The following is a 13,479-nucleotide window of genomic DNA, read 5'->3' as shown; positions in this document are numbered from 1 at the left end:
TTAAGATGTGACGGAAAATCAAAGTAAAAGAAGAGAGCACCCAAGCCGCTCTCTTCTCATTTCCAGCTATACAACACACTTTTCTAACGGCCATACGGTTTGCAGCTTATTATGCTAGGAATCCCGCAAACTGAAGGGCGCGTTTGATGATAACTGCCGCTTGCGCACGAGTTGCTTCTTCTTGAGGCGCGAAGGTTCGGTTGGACAAGCCCTGCATAAGCCCTGTGCTTAGTGCCCCATTGACGGCAGATACAGCCCATTGACTTACAACGCCGCCATCTTTAAAGGTGTTCGTTTCATTTCCTTTTGCTGCATCCAGCGGCTTGCCAATAACAGCAAGCGCTCTTTGGAGCATGATGGCCATCTGTTCTCTTGTAATCTCCGAGGATGGATTGAACTGACCGTCACCTGTGCCAGCGACAAGTCCGCACGCAGCAGCAGCTTGTATATAAGGAGCAAACCAATCATTTTGTTTCACGTCATTATACATCGTTCCTACATTCCCAGAGGCAGCTAGCTGCTCGGGCATTAATGCCTTCACAAGCAAAGCTGTAAATTCTGCTCGGGATATGGTTTGATCGGGCTTGAAATTATTGCCGTCAACGCCGCTAACGACAAATTTACTTGCTAACAGCTCGATATCTGTCTTCGCCCAGCTCTTGCTCAAATCATTGAAGGATACTTTCGACTGCACCACTTTGAACTCACCGCTAGCCTTAACCGTCAGTACAACAGCGCTCGCTGTAAAGATCGCGGGAACAAAGCCATAGGCGCCGTTTGGCAGCAGACGGACAACCGAAGCTCCGTTCCCATTCTGAACGCCATCACCCTTATAAGGCAAAGAGATTGAAATTCCACTAGCTGGTTCAGAGGATACCTGAACGGTTTTCCCGTTTGCAGCTGCCGATATTTGAACCGCTACTCCAGTCGTTGTCGGTGTAACCTCAATATTTAGTTCGACGTGATCTATTGTAGTTCCAAGCTTTTTAGCAGCCGCAGCCATATTCACACTGATTGAAGGCAGAGTCAGCGTGAAGCCTTTTGCCTCTACAATAAGATTGGCTCCCAGTTGATTGAATCCTTCTGCCGGAACTTTGAGCTGAACCGCTTGATTCGCTGCGCCCTCAGGCTTTATCACGATCTGCTTTGTCCCGCTAGGTGTTTGTTTAGAAGCTTCCAGCTTCAATTGCTCACCGTTTAGCGTAAGGACACTCGTCGAGCTTCCACCCTTTCCAGTAACGGAAGTTTCCTCATATAAGTTTTTAGTTCCAGTTCCAGTCCCCGTACCTGTTTCAGATCCAGTACCTCCTGAACCGCTTCCTGGGCCGTTTCCTGAATCCGATCCTGATGAAGATTTGCGTGTTAGGCTTAGTTTATATGTTTTCTGTGAACCATCCCTTGCCTCAACTATGATGTTAATTGTATTCGTACCTACTTTTAAGGCAACCGTTTGTTCATTGATACTCGTTGCAGTAACGCCTGCGATCGTAACTTTCGCCAGACTATCCGCAGCAGCTGCACGAATCACAGATTGCGCAGCATTATTCTCCACCGTTTGATTATAGACGAGTTGATCGGATGCGAATCCAGCCACACTAGTCCCGCCATTGTAGGTCAAACCAGTCAGTTGATTCACATCGATAAGCGTTCCTGCAGTCAGATCACTCTTCATCAGATTAAAATCAGAGGCAACCTGGCGGTAGTAGTCCCCACTAAGCTCTACTAGGCTTTGCTTAAAAGATGCCCATGTCGTCCCTGCATCCATGATGGCTTTGAACTGATCGTCAAAGCTGCCACTTACATATTTACTGTCAAAATCACTATCCGAGCGGGCATGTGCAAGTGCATAAGCTTGCGCGGCATATTTCATGTAATTCGCCAAATCATCTTTGCTTGCAAAAGCTGGCTTCTCGTCTGTATAGTCGCCTTTACTCTTCGCAATGGCTCTAACTACGAAGTTTCTAGCGCCAATATTAAGCACGCCAGCGAATGAATCGGTGTTATTCGTCATCGCCCTATAAGCCGTCACGGTTCGAGCTGCATCATTGCCGCCAAACCAGGTTGTATAAGAGGACTTGTCCACCTCATTCATGACGAACATACTCGGTTCGAACTGCTCTTTAGCATCGAGGATGACATCATCATTGGCAGCACTGGATGATCCCTCGATAATGAGGTTATAACGAATGGAGCCTAAGCTTGAGTTGCCTTGACCCAAGCGGTAGACAACATCCTTAATTGTATAATAATCTTTGTTTAGCAGCTGATTGTTCTGACCCACAGAACCTAAGCTGCTCACGTAAGCTGGCCATGCTTTCAGGAATGCAGCACGTTCGGAATCGGAGAGAACGCCGTACTTCGAATCTGTCTTGAATTTCCTTCCAGTTCCGTCTACGATGGCCGACGCTTTGCTGAGCTGTGTATCTGTCGTGATGGCAGCAAAGTAACTGAGCATCTTGCTCGTATACTCCCCAGTCAACAGCGATGCTGCATTTAATTCTCTTGTGTTCTCATCATTATTACCTGCTACCGAGTTCACTGTTGCACGATACTCATCCAGGAAATCGCCAAGAAGCTCAGCCACCTGTGCATCGGTCAAATTGTGAATGGCAGATACTTTGGACACATCCCGCTCTAAGTAAATGCTTGGCAGCAGTCGAAGCAGGTCCCAATAAAAGGGTGCTACATACGAGCTATCTGGGTCATTCAAGTCAAAGACCGTCTGATCGTTAGCATTGTTGTACGTGCCTATGTTCTGCAAATGGGCATCCCCTTGAATCCATGTCTTCAACGGCCATGCTTTCCAAGATGCCGGAACTGGAATTACCGTGCCGAGATCGGAGAAGAACATATTAGGTGTACCCCGATAGAAATCAAAAAGGTTAGCACCTTGCTTCGTATACTTGGATGCTTTAATGGATGCATCAGAGAAGAAGGCATTGCTCTCTTTAATGATGTTCGTCAGTGATGCTTTACGAGCTGCATCTGCTATAACGGGCTTCTGATAAGCTGACCAAGTGAAACCAGTAATAACATCAGAGTCCTGCGTCGCACCTTCCGACACAGCACCGACCTTTACCGTGACCGTAAGCGGGATATCAGTTGTAACGGGCTGAATCGCATCTCCTGCTATCGTGAACATGATTGTCTTATCTGCTGCATTTCCAACTGCTGTCGTAACCTGTGCAGCAGAAGGAAGTCCTTGTATGGCATACAGACTAGGGTCAATCGTACCCTCAGTCGGTGTACCTGTAGTGAGCTTCAAGCACAAATTGCTGTGAGCAGGATCAAGCTTCGTTGATGTCAGCATAGCTAGCGTGCTACCACCAACGCAGGCAGCACCGCTCACTTTAGCACTATAAGCTTTTAATTGAAGGCCGGTTATCGTTACCGGATTCAAAGGCTTGTTCGTCATTGTCCATACGGACGGCTGAAGAACGACTTGTAGATTCTGGTCCACTGTAACGGATGAGCTCGCCGTTCCCGAGACTGTAAAAGTTACGGCATGTCCATCTGCACTGCTTGCTGCTGTGACATCTAGACCCTGCAGGCCAGTTACGGCATAATCCGACACTGACAAAGTGGTGTCTGGTGCAACCGTACCGTTAAAAAGATTCACCGTGAAGCTATTATCACCAGCGGCTACGGCAGTAGGTGAGCTCATCGCTGCTGAGGAATTCGCTGCATCTGCTAGCCCGAATGAAGTGATAAAGGTTGAATTCTGCGGATACCCATCGGAGCCTGTTGATACAATGGTGAAGTCAGCTCCGTTATTATGGGAATCCCAATCATTCCCTTTGCCTCGATTGGCTGCTAATTTGGCATCCAGTCCTTCGGCTGGAATTGGATTGAGCGGGTTCGTCCATTTGCGTTCAATACTTTTCTTTGCTGACATTTCTGGTGCCAGCGAGCCCTGGAAGGCATTAGCTCCCGTGCTGCCTGCAAGACCCATTCCAACAAAATCAATGACTAGTGATTTATTAGGCTCGATATCACTAAGCGGATCCTTGCTAGCTAGAGCAGTCGTTCCTGCTACAAGTGCTATTTTTCCACCCTTATTGTCGATATCCACTGTTCCAACTGCATCCGCTGCTGGTAATGCGGTCAATGGCGGATTCTGTGCGGATTTACCTCCGAGCTTAACTAAATAATAGCCATATGCTGGTATCTCTGCTGTTGGCGTTCCTAAAGGAACAACCGTCCATGCGGCATTGTCCAAACTGTTAGACGGCGCATATTGAATGGACCAGCCTGCAACAGACACATTACTTGAAGTTGGATTATATAGCTCTACAAAATCATTTTGAAAAAGAGAATCGAATTTCTCATTGCCGCCGCCGAATATTTCGCTAATCACAACATGCGCTGCACGGCCGCCAGTTTGGGATGTTCCTGCATCTGCGTAGCTAAGCGTCGGCACCACTGGCAATGCCGCAATCGTGAACGCTAACGTTAGAGCAAGCTGCCGCTTGAATCGGCGCAATGTTCTCAACATAATAAAAAACCCTCCTATTTTGACAGAACTTTACACTTTAATCCGACAAAGTGTAACACTGCCATGTAAATAGAGGGTAAAGGTTATATTGATTTATTGTGGACGCGCTCCAGCTTCTTGTAAGCCCTTAGCATCGCCACACGCCAGACTACAATCATGCCGAAAGCTAGAATGAAGAACAGTCCGCCTGTCTGCGGAATCGTCACCGACTGCTCGACCACATCATGCAGCAGCAGACGAGCGAGCAGTAGGGCAAGCAGGATAAAGATAAACATCTTGGAACGCTTAAGTACGATTGTATCCCCGATACGCTCCAGCTTAGAGGTGCGAATGAGCGGATAAGCGAATAATAGTGCGCCTACTGCGAAAGCGGTCAAAGCCCAGCTCCAAGGTACACGTGTTACAGGGGCAATAAACATGAGAAAGCCGGTGGACATGCCGATCGGCGGCATGATAATTTTACGCATCGTAGTCGGTTTGTTGGATGCTCGCATCCTGAGGAATAAGACAGCTACGCCCGACAGCAGTGTAATGATAATAGAGCCTATATGCGTAAGACGACCGGGGTCAGAGAGAAAGTTCATGTCGGTGTGGCTCCTTTTCTTACGGATCTTTCAATGAGATACGCGCTTTCCTCCTATCCTACTTCATTTTTGAATGAGGTTCAAATTTCCATGCTCCCTTCCGCTTGCATGCCATCCTCAGTCTATATTTCGTACGAATAAATACGCGATAAAGCCGATCGGCCCCAGAATCAACACGACGAGCGCCCACAGACAACCAATGTTCCCGCCTCTCTTCTCAGAAGCGTCCGACCACACCCAGAACAGCCCGATAATAGAGGCTAACCAAAGCAAAATAATAAACGTCATTAAAGCAGTCACCTCGTATCGCTCGTTTCGCGAGCGTATGATGTTCTATTTAATGAGCGATACTCTTTTTCTATTCCAGATCTTCTAAATATAGCGAAAAAGCTAGCTAGAAGCAGTAAATCGGTCGATTAGGCACCGGAAAGCGGTAAGAATCCGTTTTCATGTGGACGAAGAGGTCAAAACGCGAGAATCCTCACCAGATTTCTGTTTTACAAAGGTTCACAACTGGCGTATCATTCCTTTCAACAAGCATTTTTCCATTTCCATTCAACGCTTAATCCCCGAGAGGGGAGCGGGGGAACCAATCGAAGCTGCCAATTGGCTTCATGGGGTGAATCCTATTACTTGCATAGCAAGTAAGGGACGGGCGCTCTCAAGTCCGAATCCGACAGCTAACCTCGTAAGCGTATTGAGAGAGAACCGCGACCCAGCCATCTACAGCTGATCTCATGACTGTGGAAGAAGCCCGGGAGTAGAGTTTCTCTGCTCGCACGGGCTTCTTTTTGTCTTTTTACTATATCTATTATCTATCTACGAACAGGGAGTGTGGTTCAGCATGATCCTCCTATCGGATCCGCTGCTTCATGTAAGCAATGACAGACTTAGGAAGAGTAAGATTTCTTGTATGGAAATCTTTCGGTGTAATTGCAGTCGGGACAGATTCACGCTCGCATCCGACACCACAGCCAGCAGTGAATATAACTACATAATCGTCTGCATCTCAAGCGGAGGGATGCTCGGCTGGAGTGAATGCCTTCTTCCGGATTGGAGCCAAGCGAGCTTCGATATCGTCCGCTGGGCTTCTGTCTTCTTAAAGCTAAAGGGTCTCTCCATTCCCGAAAGCATAGGTTATGTGAGAAGCCATCATGATACATGGGGACAAGAAAAAAGCGCGATTGCGGAGGCCGCATTAATCGCGCTGGAAGGTAGCCTTGAGCATCCCCTTGAATGGCAAAGAGCTTCCAATCATGAGGAGACTCGTTCTTTCTTATTTCATCATGCTCAAAGCTATTATTCATTCTCATTGAAATAAATGCAGCTATGCACCTAACTACAGGCCCAAACGCTGATCGAGCTCACCCTTTTGCATAAGATGATGTCGGTAATGCATACCGATTAATCGGAACCATTCTTGTGCATTCAGCCAGCCCCATCTGCGATGCTCCACTTTGGGGATTGGACTTATATCGCTGATTCTGCTTGACCATGCTTCGACCTTCTCTCGCACTTGATCAAGCGCTGCGACAAGCTCTTCCTTCGTCTCGGGATTTCGCGGTGTGAATTCCGGGGTATTGGGGCCCTTGAGCTTGACCGGGGGAAATCCACCTAATTGGAAGATTTCCTCGCCTCCCTCTGTCTTCGCACTAGCCTGCGGCTGCTGCTCCCCTAGAGAGGCGCATTCTTCAATTGCACGGAGCTGCGTACCTACGGTAATGTTGATGAGATGATTATACATCTGACCTAGCGACCATTCGTGCTCACTCGGTTTAAGCTGCAGCTGCTCAATTGTATATCCCTGCAGTGCATGTCGATAAACATCAATAATTTCTAATTCACTCATGCTTGGAACACTCCTTCACTAAGAAGAACCGGCTTACGTCGTCCTTGACGGCGAAGCAAGTTTCTTCCCTCTAAAATATAAGCAAAGTATAGAGGAAACTTATACTTACTTATTTTTCAAATAAGTCCTGATGGATCTTCACGACCGCCTTACGCAAGGGCAAATCTTCGGTAATGGAACAATTCGGCCGATGGATGTCAGTTGGGAACAGCACGATAAAGTCCCCTGGCACCATATCGATCTGATTCTCGTTATGTATATGCTCGTAAAAGGCGATATCCTGCGTCTCATATCGATTATCTGTAATCGCCTGATCCTCCGATATTTTGGCCACACACATTCGTTCCTGCCCAGTCAGCACAAGCTGGATATCGGTATGAAGCTTATGCGTTTCAGGTCGCACTTTACTCTTGTCTTGTGTGGTTACTTCATTAATAAGCAAGAACATTCCCTGTTCACCGAAGTCATGCCGTCCCGCTGGAAGTACATCTAAGTCTGTCTGCTGCAGTCGATCAAGCGCACGCCTCACAGGCTCTGGGAAGGTGAGCCGTTCCTTCTGCCAATTCGTTAGATCACTATAGATCACGATGAATGACCTCCTTTAGCCTTCCGTTCCGATGATCGTTTTCACCCGTCCTACATCGCCGCTCTGCAGTCTTACTTTAATGCCATGTGGATGATTAGGGGAGTTGGTCAAAATATCCTTCACTACTCCGCGCGTAACCTTCCCTGTTGCCTGATCCTTCTTCAAAACAATATCTACGACTAGTCCAGCCCGTATCGAGGCTCTTTGTTGTCCATTGATGCTCATAGATGTATACTCCTTCTTCGCGTGTTAGCCATGCGATGCTTAGTTGTCCCTATCATATGACAGTGACATTGCGAAGTAAAGAATTTGACCCTTGGCAGAGGGACCGCAACTTTCGCATCATCCTATCCGTCGTAGGGAGGTAGAGAATATTAATAAATGGGTAATATACATCAGAGGTGATTCAATCATGAGAAAAAAAGGACTCGCGTTACTTGGGGTTATGACCCTTTCGACTACACTATTTGCTGGAATCGGATCTTCAACAGCGGATAATGTCTCGGCTGCGGCAGCACAGACAACAGGATGCAGAACGGATAACCATGATTTATCTTTGAAAACATTAGCAGACACAGGCGTTGCGCATTTTCAAGCGATTCAATTCTTAAGCAGCAAGGTCGGCCGAGCAGCTGGCAATGGATTTATGATTGGTACATCCGATGGCGGCTGTCATTGGCAGGCTATTCAATCCAATGGCACATACAGCTTTAATCAGATTCAATTTCTAACGAACGCTGTTGGTTATGCACTCGCTCAGACAGATAGCACAAAACCCAATGTACTGCTGCATACAGCAAATGGCGGCTCCACCTTCAAAACGATCGCTACAGGCGGTAATGCGTTCAATCGTATTGAATTCTTCTCTCAGCAGGTTGGATTCGGATTCACACAAGCCTTCACCTTCAAGACAACGAACGGTAGCCAGACTTGGACCAAGGTATCTACGCCTCCTAACACCCGTTATGCCCATTTCACCACAGTGGACAAAGGATGGATTATTACCTTGCGCCCTGGTATTGGTTATGAGGTGAAGCAGACGACGAATGGCGGACGTACATGGACGAATAAGCTTACCGTTAACTCACCCGCTACTAGTGGCGGCATGATCTATGGCACGGATAGCTCTAATGTGTGGGTCGTTCTTAATGGAGATTCGGGGATGTCTCAAACCTCCTACTCCGTCTACCATACAATGAATGCAGGAGCTAGTTGGAAGCAAATCATCTCCAACTCTACTGCAGGCGGCGGCCCTGCCCCTGGCCCTAAGGTAGAAGGCTTGAAAGGACCTGCCGGAGCTCCGCAGGACATGCAAGTAATCGGCAATAAAGCCGCTTATCTTGCCGCTTCCTCCGGTGCATTAGACAAGGTCGGTATCGGCCGTTCCTTGGATAACGGTAAAACGTGGAAGAACTTCGCTGGTGTACCTGGTTATGGCGGCCGACTATCCTTCCCAACAACGACGACTGGCTGGATCGCAACAACGAGCAGCGCTCCAGGCGGTATCTACGGAACGACAGATGGCGGAGTGACATGGGTGAAGAAGTTCTCGTTCCCTGAGATAAAATAATGCTTTAGGGGCTATCCCAACAGTTAATGGCTGTTGGAATAGCCTCTTACTTCGTTAAAGCAAGCAAGTCTTGTAACCGACCGGGACAAACTAGCTATATTATTTGTTGACATTGAGAATGAGAATTACTATCATTAAAAGTAGTAATAGCAATCATTCCTATTCCCACTCGGGGAGGCTGGTACATACCGATGAAAAAAATAAAGTATTGCTGCAAAAACTTCAAAAACGGTTCGAAAACCGTCTTTAAATCGTTCAAAAATGAGTTTCCTGATATTAAACAGAAGAAGAAGGATTGCCTGGGCAACTGCAGACTTTGCTCCAAGCAATGTATCGTAATGATCGGCAAAACAGAGGTCGTCGTGGCTCCTAATGCGAAGACGCTGTATAAGAAACTTAAGCACCGGATAGGCTAACTAGGCATATTATGGTACGATATCTATTATAAAGTTAGAATTATAATTAAGAAGGAGGCGGCTTTTCGATGATGAATGAATCACTCAGCCAAGCTTTAAATGATCAATTGAATTTTGAGCTCTATTCTGCTCATGTTTACTTGGCGATAGCCGCTTACTGCTCTGGAGAGAGCTTAGACGGATTTGCGAACTTTTTTATCGTGCAAGCAGAGGAAGAACGATTCCATGCGATGAAGATGTACAAGTTCCTGAACGACCGCAGCAAACGTGCAACATTAACAGGTATGGAAACACCGAACAATGAGTATTCTTCTATTCTGGAAGCCTTTGAGCATGCGTATCTGCATGAACAAGAGGTTACACGCCGCATTTATCACCTATCAGACCTCGCCTTGAACGACCGCGAGCATGCTACTATGCAGTTTCTGAAATGGTTCATCGATGAGCAGGTCGAAGAAGAATCCATGTTCGACAGCATCATTAACAAGCTCAAGCGTATCGATAAAGACAGCAACGCTTTCTTTATGCTTGATGCTGAATTCGCTGCACGTACCTTTGTACCGCCTACAAACGCTTAAGCGTACGAGCAATCGTAGAGCCCGGCCAGTAGGTGAACTTAGATTGCAGCGAATGAACGTAGATTGATTCAAAAAAAAGAGTGACGGTCCAGTACATGAAATTAAGTACTGGACTGTCACTCTTTTTAAATTGTATCTATGCCCATTCAACTGGAGAGTCTTTACGTTGCATCACAGTTCATTGAACACCGTTCTTTTTAACTCCTGCCAATCCGATTTTATAATGCTAAAATACACATCATCTCGACATTCACCATCTGCATTTACATAATTACTTCTAAAGACCCCTTCCAGCTTGGCCCCTAGCTTGAGAACAGCCTTTTGTGATCTAATATTTTCAACATCTACACTAAATTGAACACGGTTAAAGTCCATCTCCTCAAAAGCATATCTCAATAACTCAAATTTAGCAGCCTTGTTTACAATCGTTCCTCTGAATGCTTGACCATACCAAGTCCAACCTATTTCAAGTCTCTTGTTGTGAAAAACTAAGTTCCCAAAACGTGTTGATCCAGCTATTTGGCCTGAAGACTGGTCAATAACGATAAAGGGATAGGATACATTCTCATTCCGGCTTGTAAGGGTTCTATTTATGTAGTTCTTTAGATCATTATCACTTATAAAATGATTTCCGGTATACTTTGTGATTTCGTTATCAAATATTATCTTCCGAAGACCCTCTTCATAATAACTACTGAATGGTACTAACTTGACGTGATTATTTTCTAAAATAATATGGCGTTTAAAGAAATCGTTCAAATATCTCACCGTCCTTGGATACTTTATGTCTTAAACATACAGTCATATCCAAAAACATTAAATGGAGAAGATGAATAATAATTTGTCATTTTACGTTCAAATTGTAGTATTTCGATTCATTGGTCTAAACCATAATCAGTAGCACTTATTTTAGTGTTACGCCTATATTCAGTTAAATAATTTCCCTATCCAGCGGAAGAAATCACCGATAATCGGGACGATCCCGAAGCCATGATTACCGATCGCTACAACGCCGTAGGCGGACTGGCCGATCGCTACCGCGCCAAGCGTCGTTTGCCCGATTGCAACTGCACCGATCGCCGTTTCACCGATGCTGACAGCGCCAAGCGCCAAGTCCCCAATAGAGACAGCTCCAGCTGACAGCCCTTGCGATATCGCCACTGCCCCGAGGGCAAGGAATCCGCCGAGCGCCACTGCGCCAAAGGAGAATACTCCAATAGCTACGGCTCCACCAGATACGACGCCAATGGCAATATCACCAAGCGCGATCAATCCAATTGCCAGCTTAGGCTTGCCTCCTAGGCCGCCATTCGACCGAATGTTAATGACCGGGAATTTAGCCGATGGCCATTGATAATCAATTTCCTTTATTCCTTGTCCCCAATAGCGGCTGATCCGTCCGAATCTGCTCCATTCAAACATTGCCGTACACACCCCTTATTTTCTTTAATTCTATTTTTGTAAATTGTTCATCGAACAAGCATTTGATTTTATTAATACTCCTAAAACACGACAACTATGTTGCCATAAGTAGAGTACTTTCCTTTTCTTCTAATTGAGCATAATACAGAGAATGATATCGACCACCTACTTGAAGTAAATCGTTATGCGTACCTTGTTCCACAAGGTTCCCGTTTTCCATGACTAGAATCAAGTCTGCATTTTGAATCGTAGTGAGGCGATGGGCAATAACCAACGTTGTTCTTCCAACCATTAGCTCAGCTAGAGCATCCTGTACAATCCTCTCGGACTCATTATCTAACGCTGACGTCGCCTCGTCTAAGAGCAGTATAGGTGCATCTCGTAAAATAGCCCTTGCAATGGCAATCCTTTGCTTCTGTCCACCGGATAATCGACTACCGCGTTCTCCAATTTCTGTATCAAAGCCTTCGCTTAATTTCATAATAAAATCATAAGCATTTGCTTTCTTCGCTGCTGCAATAACGCTTGCTTCATCAGCCATGGGGTTGCCATCCAATATATTATCTCTAATCGTCCCCGTGAAAAGGACTGTCTCTTGAGGAACAAGTGAGAAATAGCTTCGGTATTCCCTCAATCCCATTGACTCTTTGCTTCTACCATCAATTTCAATCATTCCTTGCGTTGGGGAATACAATCCGAGCAGCAATTTGAATAATGTAGATTTCCCTCCGCCGCTGGTGCCAACAATGGCTATCGTCTGGCCTGCATTCACACGGAAATGAACATCTCTAAGAGATAGATCCTCCTCAGAATTTGTATAAGAGAATCCAACTGTAGATACAGCTAGCTCACTAAAAGACGTTTTTGCACGTCCCTCTTCCGGAAGCTTCTCATATTCTCTAGGTGCATCAATGATTTGAAAGATCCGCTCTGCACCTGCCAAAGCTTGCTGCATACTTGACCAGAGCCCGGGGAGCTGTGAGAATGGCTGCACAAGATAGTTCATGAGTTGAATAAATGCGAGCATAGCCCCTACTTCTAAGTTTCCTTTGGCAACAAAGAAACCAGCAACAAGAATGGCAATAATAAAGGTCAAGCTAGCAATACCGCCTGATACTGCATTAGCAGTTCCCTGTATTTTACCCTGACTTCGTTCAATCTCAGAGATCTCCGTGCTGTATCGTTGATACTGCTTCGATATTTTCTTCTCCAGCCCAAATATTTTATACAGAATACTGGCACCCAGTACATCTTGCAGAAAAGTGGTTGCCGTGCCCATGGCTTCTTGTAGACGAATGCTTTTCTTGCGCATAACTTCACCGAATAGTTTCCCAAACACTATCATGAGAGGTCCTATGGAAATGGAAATCAAGGCGAGAGGCCAATGAATGTTTAACAAGTAAATGAATGCGCAAAGAGCAAGTAATGGATTTTTAAGAAGGCCCATAATAATATTACCACTCGCTTCTCCCACAGCTTGATTATCACTTGTAAAACGTGCAAGCAATTCACCGGAATGATTTTTATCATAATAAGATTGAGGTAAACACAAGACATGATCGAGCGTATCCAAACGAATATCGTTTCTAACTTTTAGAGATGCTTTTTGCTTGAGATAGGTATCAAAGTAGGCGTGCAGGCCAATACAAATCAACATTCCTACCGCTAAAAGAACCAAATTAGGCCAAGACTCAACTTCATGTTTTACAGCAGCATTTGTTATGAGAGACAAAAACCACGCAATAGAGAGTTCAAGAACAGTACCTACGACCATCGTGATGATCAAACCAACATATAGCATCTTGTATCTGCTCATGTACGTTAATAAACGAACTAAAGGAGTTTGTCTTGTCATACAGCACCTCTTTCATTTCTGTTACTATTGAAAATGCGTATCGTCGAGTGCAAAGGATCCAAGACGTCAAAGTGATCACAGTATTGGAGCTTAGCACATTCACCTTGTGAAAGCATACGAAATC

Annotated in this window: 13 protein-coding genes and 1 riboswitch; of the genes, 4 read left to right on the top strand and 9 right to left on the bottom strand. The window is 45.7% G+C overall.

Going from position 1 to position 13,479, the window contains the following annotated elements; genetic code table 11:
• Positions 1-109: 109 nt before the first annotated feature.
• The 3 genes from EKN16_RS25220 to EKN16_RS32500 form a co-directional block, all read right to left on the bottom strand.
• Positions 110-4,495 (bottom strand): DUF2252 family protein, encoded by a 4,386-nt coding sequence (locus tag EKN16_RS25220; protein ID WP_125663454.1) that lies wholly within the window; start codon positions 4,493-4,495, stop codon positions 110-112.
• Between the two features lie 83 nt (positions 4,496-4,578).
• Positions 4,579-5,079: a CcdC family protein gene (locus EKN16_RS25215; protein WP_125663452.1), complete on the bottom strand. Its 501-nt coding sequence runs from the start codon at positions 5,077-5,079 to the stop codon at positions 4,579-4,581.
• A gap of 117 nt (positions 5,080-5,196) precedes the next feature.
• On the bottom strand, positions 5,197-5,367 hold the full coding sequence (locus EKN16_RS32500; RefSeq protein ID WP_164522993.1) for a hypothetical protein: 171 nt from the start codon (positions 5,365-5,367) through the stop codon (positions 5,197-5,199).
• Positions 5,368-5,628: 261 nt separating this feature from the next.
• Positions 5,629-5,790, top strand: a riboswitch (cyclic di-AMP (ydaO/yuaA leader).
• Positions 5,791-5,992: 202 nt separating this feature from the next.
• On the opposite strand from EKN16_RS32500, the gene EKN16_RS25210 reads away from it, so the two are divergent.
• Positions 5,993-6,400 (top strand): hypothetical protein, encoded by a 408-nt coding sequence (locus EKN16_RS25210; RefSeq protein WP_125663450.1) that lies wholly within the window; start codon positions 5,993-5,995, stop codon positions 6,398-6,400.
• Positions 6,401-6,418: 18 nt separating this feature from the next.
• Here the strand turns inward: EKN16_RS25210 and EKN16_RS25205 are convergent, their stop codons facing one another.
• From EKN16_RS25205 to EKN16_RS25195, 3 genes are all read right to left on the bottom strand, one after another.
• The gene (locus EKN16_RS25205; RefSeq protein WP_125663448.1) at positions 6,419-6,928 is read right to left on the bottom strand and encodes a DinB family protein; all 510 of its coding nucleotides are present in this window, start codon (positions 6,926-6,928) and stop codon (positions 6,419-6,421) included.
• A 109-nt stretch (positions 6,929-7,037) separates the two neighbouring features.
• A complete protein-coding gene (locus EKN16_RS25200) occupies positions 7,038-7,514 on the bottom strand; it encodes a NanQ anomerase/TabA/YiaL family protein (RefSeq protein WP_164522992.1) in 477 nt (158 codons plus the stop codon).
• A gap of 15 nt (positions 7,515-7,529) precedes the next feature.
• Positions 7,530-7,733, bottom strand: coding sequence for a YwbE family protein (locus EKN16_RS25195; protein WP_125666665.1), 204 nt, complete (start codon positions 7,731-7,733; stop codon positions 7,530-7,532).
• Positions 7,734-7,926: 193 nt separating this feature from the next.
• On the opposite strand from EKN16_RS25195, the gene EKN16_RS25190 reads away from it, so the two are divergent.
• From EKN16_RS25190 to EKN16_RS25180, 3 genes are all read left to right on the top strand, one after another.
• Positions 7,927-9,084: a WD40/YVTN/BNR-like repeat-containing protein gene (locus tag EKN16_RS25190; RefSeq protein ID WP_125663444.1), complete on the top strand. Its 1,158-nt coding sequence runs from the start codon at positions 7,927-7,929 to the stop codon at positions 9,082-9,084.
• A 191-nt stretch (positions 9,085-9,275) separates the two neighbouring features.
• Positions 9,276-9,500 carry a DUF1450 domain-containing protein gene (locus EKN16_RS25185; RefSeq protein WP_125663442.1) on the top strand — a complete coding sequence of 75 codons (225 nt, stop codon included), beginning with the start codon at positions 9,276-9,278 and terminating at the stop codon, positions 9,498-9,500.
• Between the two features lie 71 nt (positions 9,501-9,571).
• Entirely contained in the window at positions 9,572-10,078 is a 507-nt protein-coding gene (locus tag EKN16_RS25180) for a ferritin (protein ID WP_125666663.1), read from the top strand.
• A 171-nt stretch (positions 10,079-10,249) separates the two neighbouring features.
• Here EKN16_RS25180 and EKN16_RS25175 read toward each other — a convergent pair whose 3' ends face one another.
• The 3 genes from EKN16_RS25175 to EKN16_RS25165 form a co-directional block, all read right to left on the bottom strand.
• On the bottom strand, positions 10,250-10,837 hold the full coding sequence (locus EKN16_RS25175) for a GNAT family N-acetyltransferase (RefSeq protein ID WP_125663440.1): 588 nt from the start codon (positions 10,835-10,837) through the stop codon (positions 10,250-10,252).
• 168 nt (positions 10,838-11,005) lie between these two features.
• Positions 11,006-11,500, bottom strand: coding sequence for a hypothetical protein (locus EKN16_RS25170; protein ID WP_125663438.1), 495 nt, complete (start codon positions 11,498-11,500; stop codon positions 11,006-11,008).
• A 94-nt stretch (positions 11,501-11,594) separates the two neighbouring features.
• Complete coding sequence (locus EKN16_RS25165; RefSeq protein ID WP_125663436.1) at positions 11,595-13,355, bottom strand: ABC transporter ATP-binding protein; 1,761 nt, start codon at positions 13,353-13,355, stop codon at positions 11,595-11,597.
• Between the last annotated feature and the right edge of the window lie 124 nt (positions 13,356-13,479).

The sequence above is a fragment of the Paenibacillus baekrokdamisoli genome, assembly GCF_003945345.1.
In the GTDB taxonomy this organism is placed as follows: domain Bacteria; phylum Bacillota; class Bacilli; order Paenibacillales; family Paenibacillaceae; genus Paenibacillus_Z; species Paenibacillus_Z baekrokdamisoli.
The sequence above is the reverse complement of the archived record's forward strand: the minus strand, read 5'-3'. Positions and strand labels throughout refer to the sequence as shown.

What these genes read in the sequence shown, in the direction of transcription:
- EKN16_RS25220 (WP_125663454.1), bottom strand. Translation starts at nt 4,495, where the DNA reads ATGTTGAGAACATTGCGCCGATTCAAGCGGCAGCTTGCTCTAACGTTA.
- EKN16_RS25215 (WP_125663452.1), bottom strand. Translation starts at nt 5,079, where the DNA reads ATGAACTTTCTCTCTGACCCCGGTCGTCTTACGCATATAGGCTCTATT.
- EKN16_RS32500 (WP_164522993.1), bottom strand. Translation starts at nt 5,367, where the DNA reads ATGACGTTTATTATTTTGCTTTGGTTAGCCTCTATTATCGGGCTGTTC.
- EKN16_RS25210 (WP_125663450.1), top strand. Translation starts at nt 5,993, where the DNA reads ATGGAAATCTTTCGGTGTAATTGCAGTCGGGACAGATTCACGCTCGCA.
- EKN16_RS25205 (WP_125663448.1), bottom strand. Translation starts at nt 6,928, where the DNA reads ATGAGTGAATTAGAAATTATTGATGTTTATCGACATGCACTGCAGGGA.
- EKN16_RS25190 (WP_125663444.1), top strand. Translation starts at nt 7,927, where the DNA reads ATGAGAAAAAAAGGACTCGCGTTACTTGGGGTTATGACCCTTTCGACT.
- EKN16_RS25185 (WP_125663442.1), top strand. Translation starts at nt 9,276, where the DNA reads ATGAAAAAAATAAAGTATTGCTGCAAAAACTTCAAAAACGGTTCGAAA.
- EKN16_RS25180 (WP_125666663.1), top strand. Translation starts at nt 9,572, where the DNA reads ATGAATGAATCACTCAGCCAAGCTTTAAATGATCAATTGAATTTTGAG.
- EKN16_RS25170 (WP_125663438.1), bottom strand. Translation starts at nt 11,500, where the DNA reads ATGTTTGAATGGAGCAGATTCGGACGGATCAGCCGCTATTGGGGACAA.
- EKN16_RS25165 (WP_125663436.1), bottom strand. Translation starts at nt 13,355, where the DNA reads ATGACAAGACAAACTCCTTTAGTTCGTTTATTAACGTACATGAGCAGA.